7 protein-coding genes are annotated in these 9,018 nt (G+C 59.2%); 3 read left to right on the forward strand and 4 right to left on the reverse strand.

Features of this window, described 5'->3' with window-relative positions; all coding sequences use genetic code 11:
- Positions 1 to 843 (forward strand): cryptochrome/photolyase family protein (locus WAW39_RS05220; protein ID WP_422316489.1); only part of this gene is annotated, 843 nt, incomplete at its 5' end.
- Positions 844 to 974: 131 nt separating this feature from the next.
- Positions 975 to 2,045, forward strand: a complete 1,071-nt coding sequence (locus tag WAW39_RS05225; RefSeq protein WP_422316491.1) for a virulence RhuM family protein — start codon at positions 975 to 977, stop codon at positions 2,043 to 2,045.
- 126 nt (positions 2,046 to 2,171) lie between these two features.
- Here WAW39_RS05225 and WAW39_RS05230 read toward each other — a convergent pair whose 3' ends face one another.
- The 4 genes from WAW39_RS05230 to purQ form a co-directional block, all read right to left on the reverse strand.
- The gene (locus tag WAW39_RS05230; RefSeq protein ID WP_422316493.1) at positions 2,172 to 2,570 is read right to left on the reverse strand and encodes a DUF6979 family protein; all 399 of its coding nucleotides are present in this window, start codon (positions 2,568 to 2,570) and stop codon (positions 2,172 to 2,174) included.
- A gap of 10 nt (positions 2,571 to 2,580) precedes the next feature.
- Complete coding sequence (locus tag WAW39_RS05235) at positions 2,581 to 3,906, reverse strand: ABC transporter permease (RefSeq protein WP_422316495.1); 1,326 nt, start codon at positions 3,904 to 3,906, stop codon at positions 2,581 to 2,583.
- 66 nt (positions 3,907 to 3,972) lie between these two features.
- Positions 3,973 to 7,266: a fused MFS/spermidine synthase gene (locus WAW39_RS05240; RefSeq protein WP_422316497.1), complete on the reverse strand. Its 3,294-nt coding sequence runs from the start codon at positions 7,264 to 7,266 to the stop codon at positions 3,973 to 3,975.
- A gap of 125 nt (positions 7,267 to 7,391) precedes the next feature.
- Entirely contained in the window at positions 7,392 to 8,102 is a 711-nt protein-coding gene (gene purQ, locus WAW39_RS05245; RefSeq protein ID WP_397385460.1) for a phosphoribosylformylglycinamidine synthase I, read from the reverse strand.
- Positions 8,103 to 8,277: 175 nt separating this feature from the next.
- On the opposite strand from purQ, the gene WAW39_RS05250 reads away from it, so the two are divergent.
- A complete protein-coding gene (locus WAW39_RS05250; protein WP_422316500.1) occupies positions 8,278 to 8,721 on the forward strand; it encodes a zinc-ribbon domain-containing protein in 444 nt (147 codons plus the stop codon).
- Positions 8,722 to 9,018 lie beyond the last annotated feature (297 nt).

Consider the following 9,018-nt stretch of genomic DNA (forward strand, 5'->3'; position numbering starts at 1 on the left):
CATTGGAACCTGCCCCCCTGCACCGCGCAGATCCCCGCCCCGGGTGAACGCGCCGCACGTGATCGCCTGAAGCACTTCATCGAGTCCGGCATCCTCAACGGCTACGGCGCGCAGCGCAACATCCCCGCCGGGCAGACCACCTCCCTGCTCAGCCAGGATCTGCGCTTTGGCCTCCTCAGCATCCGCGAGATCTACCAGTGGTGCATGGCCTGCACCACCGCCGCGCAGCCCTCCGTCCAGACTTATGTCAAAGAACTCGCGTGGCGGGAGTTTTACGTCGCCATCCTCTGGCATTACCCGCACGTCTTTGAGCAGGAGTTCGCGCCCGACTGGCAGGGCCTCCCCTGGCCCGGCAGCAAGGCTGATTTCCAGCGCTGGGCCACCGGCACCACCGGCTTCCCCATCGTGGATGCCGGCATGCGCCAGCTCCTGCAAACCGGCCTCATGCACAACCGCCTCCGCATGATCACCGCCATGTTCCTCACCAAGGATCTGCACTGTGACTGGCGCCTCGGCGAAGCCTTCTTCATGCAGCAGCTTGTGGATGGCGACAACGCCAGCAACAACGGCGGCTGGCAATGGTCCGCCGGCACCGGCGCCGACGCCGCCCCCTACTTCCGCATCCAGAATCCCTGGCTGCAAAGCGTCCGCTTTGATCCCGAAGGCACCTACATCAAGCAATGGATGCCCGAGCTCAAAAACGTCCCCGCCGAACTCCTCCACAAGCCCCCCGCCCCCGGCCTGCCTTTGGCCAAAGGCTATCCCCTTCCCATGGTCGATCACCACGAAGAACGCGACCGCTGCCTCGCCATCTTTGCGAAGCACAAGGCGGAGCGGGTGTGAGGGAACCGTCATTTCCTGCACAGTAAATTCTTGCCACGGATTTCCCCCACGCTTTCATCGGCAGAATCCCCACATGGCACGAAAAGCAACCCTTCGGAGTCTCCGGAGAGTTCACGACCCGAGATGAAACCATGAGCAAAAACAAACCCACTCCCGGCGGTCGTTCCAAAAAGAACGCCGCCGTCTCGCTGGTGCGCTCCTCGGCGGCGGAATACCTCACCTTTGTAGCTGCCAGCGGCAACTCGGAAGCCAGCATCGAAATGCGTTATGAAGATGAAAACATCTGGTTGACGCAGAAGATGATGGCAGGGCTTTACGATGTCTCTGTCCCTGCCATCAACCAGCACCTGAAGCGCATTTTCAGTGACAACGAACTGGAAGAATCTTCAGTTGTTAAGCAATACTTAACAACTGCCGCCGACGGCAAGGGCTACCAGACAAAGCACTACAGCCTGCATGCAATCATCGCCGTTGGCTTTAAGATTGAAAACGAGCGCGCCGTTCAGTTCCGCAAGTGGGCCAACCAGATCGTCAAGGACTACACGATCCAAGGCTGGACCATGGATGCTGAACGTCTCAAGCATGGCGGCAACCTGACGGATGAGTTCTTCGAGCGCCAGCTCGAAAAGATTCGGGAAATCCGCCTGAGCGAGCGCAAGTTCTACCAGAAGATCACCGACATCTATGCCACCGCGCTGGATAACGACCCTTCCGCAACGGCAACGAAGCGCTTCTTTGCAGCAGTTCAAAACAAAATGCACTACGCCGTGCACGGTCAGACGGCGGCTGAATTGATTGTGGACCGCGCGAACCACACGCAAGAACACATGGGGCTGACCAACTGGGAAGGCGCCCCTAAAGGGAAAATCCATCGATACGATGTTTCCATTGCGAAGAACTACCTCTCGGAGTTCGAACTGGGGCAGATGCAGCGCATTGTCTCGGCCTATCTCGACATGGCCGAAATGCATGCCCTGCGAAAAATGCCAATGACCATGGAGGACTGGGAAAAGCGCTTGAGTGGATTCTTGCAACTTTGGGATCGGGAAATCCTGCAGGATGCAGGAAAAGTGACAGCGGAACTGGCAAAGACCCACGCTGAAAGTGAGTTTGATAAATACCGCATCGTGCAAGACCGGCTGTTCGAGTCGGACTTTGACCAGTTGATCAAGAACCTGCCCGAGAACTACAGCGAACCATGAGCCTCAACGAATCCATGTCGAAGACGCCTCCCTCGAATGGCTCCTTCTTCGCCAAAGTTGCGAGAGCCCGCACCTGCAATAAGAGGCGGAGGCGGTAAGCATTGCATCTCAGCCGCGACCACTTGTTCAATCAGGCTGTGTAATCAATTTCGCATTCCAAAGCGCTACAACTACATCCATCTGCTGGTTGTGGCGTTTGTTTTCATCATCGCCACCGCGCATGACTTCACCCCATAGTGCCGCGACATCATTTGCTAAATGTGGATTAGAACGAAGCAATCTCACGGCTTGAACCGCGTAGTTCTTGTTGAGCTTGGACTTCGTGTAATTGCCCGAAGTCACATCAATCACCCAGCCTTCTTCGCAGAGTCCTAGAAAAGCCCCCTTGGGACATCCTTTTTTTCGCCCCTCTAATGTTGGCACACATATCTCGGCAGCCATTTTCCACGCTGCCGAGGGATTACCCGCCGCTTTGTTGTAATACAGCTTCACAGCTTGTAGCGCTGTTTTTGCATAGGTTGTCATAATCCCCCCTCTAATTATGCCTCAGCGCCTCCACCGGATTCATCATGGCGGCGCGTCTGGCGGGATAAATCCCAAAGGCGATGCCGGTGAGGACGGAGATGGAGAAGGCGAGGATGGGTGACCACATCTTGATGACGGTGGTGACGCCGGCGAATTTGGTCACGGCGAGCGGGATGCTGAGGCCGAGGGCCACGCCGAGGACGCCGCCGACACCAGCGAGCAGAACGGTCTCGATGAGGAACTGCACGACGATGTCGTTCTGTCGTGCGCCGAGGGCGCGGCGGATGCCGATCTCGCGGGTGCGTTCGGTGACGCTGGCGAGCATGATGTTCATGATGCCGATGCCGCCAACGAGGAGTGAAATGGCGGCGATGCTGCCGAGCACGATGCTGAAGATCTGCTTGGTGCGCTCCGCCTGCTTCAGCAACTCCACGGGGACGATGATGCGCCAGTCTTCCTTTTTGTGGTTGCTGGTCATGAGATGGCGGATGGCCTCGGCGCGGCTTTCCACCATGTTCACGTCATCGACGCGCATCACGGCCTCATGAAACTGCACCTTCTCGGCTTCAAAGCTGCCGGTGCGGAAGCGGTAGAAGACCTCGCCGTATTGATCCATCAGGGTGGTGAACGGGATCATGATCTGCGCCTGGGCCTGGGCCGAATGATCACCACCGGCAGCATCCGCGCCAACGGCGGCGCCTTCATCCTGAATGATGCCGATGACCTTGTAGTAAAAGCCTTTCACCCGCACGGATTTGCCCACGGGCGTGGAGAGCTGGAAGAGGCGCGCGGCGACGGATTCATTGATGACACAGACGGCGAGGTTGTCCTTCATTTCCAGGTCGTTGAAAAAGCGCCCCTGCAGGATGCGGCGGTTGCGCATCTCGGGGTACACGGGCAGCACACCCATGACGTGGCCGTCCACGCTGCGGTCCAGATTCCAGATGTTTTCCGAAATGTAGCGGCTGGGGACGACGATGCGGATGCCGGGCACGGTCTGGCGGATCTGCTCAATGTCGCGCAGGGTGATGCCGTATTCGCTGATCATGCTGCGCGACTCCCCGCTGGAGCCCTGCCCATCCGGTGGTTTGACGCTGTGCAGGATGATGTTCTGGCTGCCCAGCTTGCGGATCTGCTCCTGCGCTTCGTGGCTCGCGCCTTCGCCAATGGCAAGCATGGCCACCACGGAGGCCACGCCAAACACCACGCCGAGCGCCGTCAGGAAGGAGCGCAGCTTGTGCAGCCAGATGGTCTTGATGCCCAGCGAGAGTGTGCGCCACAGGTGCTGGGGCGAGGCGAGAAGACGGAGTACAGGATGCGAGGCGAGAAATGACATTCAGGGGGGACAGATTCATACGGTCGCAACCGCATGAAATTGCCACGATCTCACGCTCGCGGAAAATCACTCGCCAGCCTGGGACCCGATCACCATCGGCTGCACCGGCGCGACGGCGGGCACGGGCCGCTTCACCTGGACGACAAAGGGAGGGGCTTCACCGCCGATGGTGCCGCCTTGATCCAGAAAGCGGTTCATGTCTGCCATGGCCATTTCCAGCCTTGGATCATTTGCCTGCATGAAGGCGCTGACGCGCAGGGCCAGCGAACGGCCATGCCAGGGATAGGGCAGGCCCAGGCTTTCAATGGCGGCGAGCTGATGCGGAACCTTCAGGTGCATGGCCATCTCACAGCGCATGCCCAGCAGGGTGTTGCGTGCGACATGCACGGGATAGTCACGCCCCAGCTTGTCAAAGATCACGAGGAAGCGCGGATCCTGCACCACAGCTTTGGAGCGGGCGAGTTCGCCGAGGAGGGTCACCGCCTCACCCACCAGGGGAATGCGGCACCACGGCGAGGTCATGAGGCTGTCGAGCCCCTGTTCAATGTGGACAAGCACCTCTGCAGGCTGCTTCCGCACGTAACTGGCGATGGCCTTCAAAAAGTGGGCATCCGCTGCGGAGAGCGTTTCAATGGCATCAATGGCTGCAAACGCATCTGGCGCTCCTGTGCGCGCCTTGGCAAAGGCCTGAAGGATGCGGTCTGCCAGCACGGGTGCGGCGGGCATGGGGGCGGCCAGGTAGCCTGCGTAATTCTGCTTCCAGAACATCTTCAAAGAATCCACACGTCCACGAACCTCCGCAGGTGTATCAGCGGAAAGCACCTCGGCGGAGGCGGAGTCCCACAAACGGCCCGGAGTGTGAACACGCTCTGCAAGGTAGCGCGGCATGTCGATGGCCGCATCGACCTTGGGCAGATAGCAGCCTGCACGCGTGGCGGCGCGAGCGAGATCGAACGAGCAGTTCGTTTGCTTGGCCACGCTGCGGGCAAAGCTAAACTCGAGGAGGTTCATGTCATCGGTATTCACCGCTTTGGTGGAAGCCGCCAGCGCTGTGCAATACTCGCTGTTGGCGAGGCATCCGGTCAGGAAACCTTCGGCGTTGTCCGTTTTCCAGAAGCGGCGCAGCGCCTCGGCCATCGGCTCCAGTTTGACACGCTTGCGCAGGGATTCGAGCTGCCAGGGCGCCTCGTCATTTGTGCAGATCAGCAGCATGTCCACGCTCTGCGTGGCCCAGACCTCGACTTTCGGGAAAACCTTCCGCAGCGTGCTGATGACGGTGGTGATGGTGCCGGGCTCGACTTCGTAACCCTGCAGCCACTGGCAGAAGATACCATTGCGAGTCAGGCGCTGGCTGGCGTTCTCGTAGAACTCGCGTGTGTAGAGATTGGCCACGCCTGCCCGGCAAGGGTTTGAGGGCTCGGAGACGATGAGGTCGTAGTTCTCTCCCTTGGTCAGGAGAAACTCCCGTGCATCTCCCGTGATGTTGTTGATGCGCGGGTTCTGCATCGCGTTGCGGCTCACGGGATCGAAAAATTTCGCGACTTTTCGGATTTCCTCCTCGAGTTCGAGGACATCCACACGCTGCATGCCCGGAACATCTGCCAGCCAGCCTGCGGTAGTGCCGGTGCCGAGACCCACGACACAGGCGTTCTGCGGATTCGGATGCAAAATGGCCCCCGTGATGCCAAGCATGACCTGCGTGGCGGCATCGCCCACAGCGGAACCATCACTCTTGCCATTGGTCAAAAACGAATACTGCATGCCGCCGACGACGGCGACGCTTGTCTCCCGGCCATCATAGGCCTGCACCAGAGCTCGCCGCGCATTGCGCTGCCAGGTTTCCAGACCGAGCGCCGAGCGGTACCCCTGTGAGACACGGCCGTAGCCGATGGGCGTGTGCATCCACACCGCCGTAGGCCCGGTGGTGCCAAAGGCAAAGAATCCGCAGACAAAGAGCGCCGCGAGCGCCATGCGACCATTCCAGGTGAAGCGGTCGGCGAAGCTGGCTGCATCCCCTTCCCGGCGGCGCAGCTGAAGCCACAGCGATGCGGCAGACATCGCGGCCACCAGCAGTGCGGCGAGCAGCCAGCAACCTTTCAGCCCGAGCAGCGGCACCAGCAGGAACCCGCCGAGCAACGATCCGGTGATGGAGCCAAAGGTGTTCCAAAGATAGGCACGCCCAAGCTGCTGCCCCACCCCTGCATTGCCTCGTCCAAGCAGAGACACGAGCAACGGAAACTGAATGCCACTGAGCAGCGAAGGCAGGAACGCCAGCGTGCCCATGACGACCGCCCAGCCCATGGCCATTTCACCGAGGCCAACGCCTCGCAGGCTGTCATTCAAAATCAGCGCTAGATGCGCGATGCGATCCCCCAGCGCGAAGGGCAGCAAAATGGCCAGCGCCTGCAGGGCTGAGACGATGGTGAAGCCTGCGATGCTTGGCTCCGCCTTTTTCAAAATCAGTGCATACAGCAACCCGCCGATGCCCATGCCAGCGAGCACCACGCACAGTACAAGACCAAACCCATAGACCGACCCGCCGAGCAGCGGCGTGGAAATGCGATACCACACCAACTCCGCCACGAAAAAGGTGAAGCCGCTCATGAAGGCTGCGGCCAACACGAAGGCAGCCGGTGCCTTGGCACCCACTTGCTCCTCCGGCAGTGCTTCGTCCACTGGTGTTGGCTGCCGTGGCTCTTTTTCCTGTACCATCGAGATGGCACCCGCCGCGAGCGCGATGCCGAGATTCGCCAGCACGGCGATGGTGAGCGCTCCTTTGTTTCCCAGCGTGGGCAGCAGCCAAAAAGTGCTCAGGAGTGCCCCGCTCACCGCCCCGGCAATGTTGATGCCATAAAAGAAAGCAGTGGTCGAACGACGCGGATCGTCATCGCGCTGGGCAAACTTCATCGCTGCTGGCAAGGTGCCGCCCATCAGGAAGCAGGGCACCCCCAGCACCAGAGCGGTCATGAGCAGTTGCAGGCAGGTCGCCGGAGCGAGGCCCATTCCTGCGGTGCCTCCCGTCTTCAAATACAGCGAACGTGCCAGACCAAGCAGCGTGGGAGAAGCCACCGCCGCGATGGCGATGCCCACCTCAAGCCTGGCATAAAACCGAAACGGCCGCCCCACGCGCTCCACCCAGGAGCCGAACAGTTTGCCGCCAAATCCGAGGCCCCCCATGAACACCGCCATGACCGCCGCCGCTGCCGGGGCTGCTCCGCCAAACACCAGCCGGAACTCACGCAGCCACACCGTCTGATACACCAGCGAACAAAAGCCGGAGAGCATGAGAATCAGGGCCAGAGCCAGCTGAGTCGTGCGAGCACTGGAATGTGAAGAGGTCGGCAAGGAGTCTGATTTCATGAATCTAAGTAATTAATATGTAATTTATATAAATACCATATTATTACAAACGAAAACATTCACATCAGAACACATTAACCATAAATACTGGACATAAATCCAGTCGATTCCCTAGCCAAAACGGCTTAGTTCAGCGCCTCACGGGCCGACTGGAACAGGTAATGTCCCCAGCCGTACTGGGTGTCGCCGTTCCAATCTGGATCGTAATGCTGGCTCTTGAAAATGAAGCGTTCCGGGTGTGGCATCAGGCCAAACACACGGCCCGTGTCATCCTGCAGTCCGGCGATGGCATTCGTGGAGCCGTTCACATTGGTCGCGTAAAGCAGCGCGGCATGGCCGGACTTCACATAGCCAGCGGCGGCATCGCCTTCGGTGACGAGACGGCCTTCCGCATGAGCCACGGGCAGCTCGAAATTCTCAGGCAGCTTGCTCAGATACGGGCTTGCCTTGCCCTTGGTCTTTTTCAGACCGACCCAGCGGCAGATGAACTTGCCGCTGGTGTTGTGGATCAGGCTGCCCTTCGGCAGAAGATCGAGCTGGGTGAGGATTTGGAAGCCATTGCAGATACCCAGGGCATAGCCGCCCTTGTCCACGAAGGTTTTCAACTGGTCGCCGAGCTTCGATTTCGTGATGAGCTGCGCGATGCGGCCGGACATCACATAGTCACCGTAGCTGAAGCCCCCGGAGAACACGATCATCTGTGCCTTGTCGAGAGAGCTGGCTTCCAGAAGGGCCACCGGCAGCACCTCCGCTGTAAAACCCGCCGCCTCCAAGGCACGAGCGGTTTCGGCATCGCAATTGGTTCCAGGAAATTTGAGAAGAAGGGCGTGGGGCATGGTTGATCTACCCCGCATCTAGGCGAAGCCGCTGCGGGATGCAACCAGACATCCATGAGCGCCAAATTTCGCTCCCTCCCAACAGGGGCCCAGCTTTTCAGGACCTGACCGCTGAGTGCGAATACGGCTCTAATCTGGAATCGACGCCCATGGAATTCACCATACCATCCCCCTCGTGCACCTCGCCCAAACTTCGTCCCACGATTCGGGTTGGCTGATCATTCCGGTGATCGCCATCGTCATTTTCTGCCATTGGCTGGCCATGGGGGCGCACAAGTCCTCCATTCGGACAGAGGTTTACAAGCTGAAGGCGAAGCTCATCAGCATCCAATGGCTGCCCTTCCATGGCGGCGGGGATAGGAACGACACGTTTTACGAAGTGACCTTGGTGCTACCCTCAGGCAAACGTGTGAGCGCCATCTGCAAATGCAACATCTGGCATGGGGTCTATTGGAAAAGCACCCCGTGGTCGGAAGAACTGCTTCGCGAACCTGTGCCTGAGACCAAATTTGATCCTGCACATTCCATGCGAGTCGTCGCGGATTGTTCCCGCTGCGGCTATGGCATTCAGCAAGGCTGGGTGGCCTGTCCGAATTGCGGCACCGAGTTGGGATCCTGAAACTCTGGTTCGCACCAGAACAGACCGCTGCAACAACGGCTGTCCAATGTGGGCTAGAGCTTTCACTTCATGTCAGGCAGTCGCCGTGCCGATGCTGTTTCACGCGCCAATCTTGGCAGACTAGATGCGATTCAATCCATTAACTTTCAGCCAGTTAATCGACGTGCATCACAACGGTGTCCAACGAACGGGGAGCAAAAAGCCCGCATGAAGGTCGATGCGCAGCCATCGTTGGGTTGCTGCCGAGTCGGTTATTGAGGGGTGTATGGATGATTGAGCGCATGCTTTAAACTCGTC

This window comes from Prosthecobacter sp. (assembly GCF_049294395.1).
In the GTDB taxonomy this organism is placed as follows: domain Bacteria; phylum Verrucomicrobiota; class Verrucomicrobiia; order Verrucomicrobiales; family Verrucomicrobiaceae; genus Prosthecobacter.

Coding starts and splice junctions, on each gene's coding strand:
- WAW39_RS05235 (WP_422316495.1), bottom strand. CDS start 3,906: ATGTCATTTCTCGCCTCGCATCCTGTACTCCGTCTTCTCGCCTCGCCC.
- WAW39_RS05240 (WP_422316497.1), bottom strand. CDS start 7,266: ATGAAATCAGACTCCTTGCCGACCTCTTCACATTCCAGTGCTCGCACG.
- purQ (WP_397385460.1), bottom strand. CDS start 8,102: ATGCCCCACGCCCTTCTTCTCAAATTTCCTGGAACCAATTGCGATGCC.
- WAW39_RS05230 (WP_422316493.1), bottom strand. CDS start 2,570: ATGACAACCTATGCAAAAACAGCGCTACAAGCTGTGAAGCTGTATTAC.
- WAW39_RS05225 (WP_422316491.1), top strand. CDS start 975: ATGAGCAAAAACAAACCCACTCCCGGCGGTCGTTCCAAAAAGAACGCC.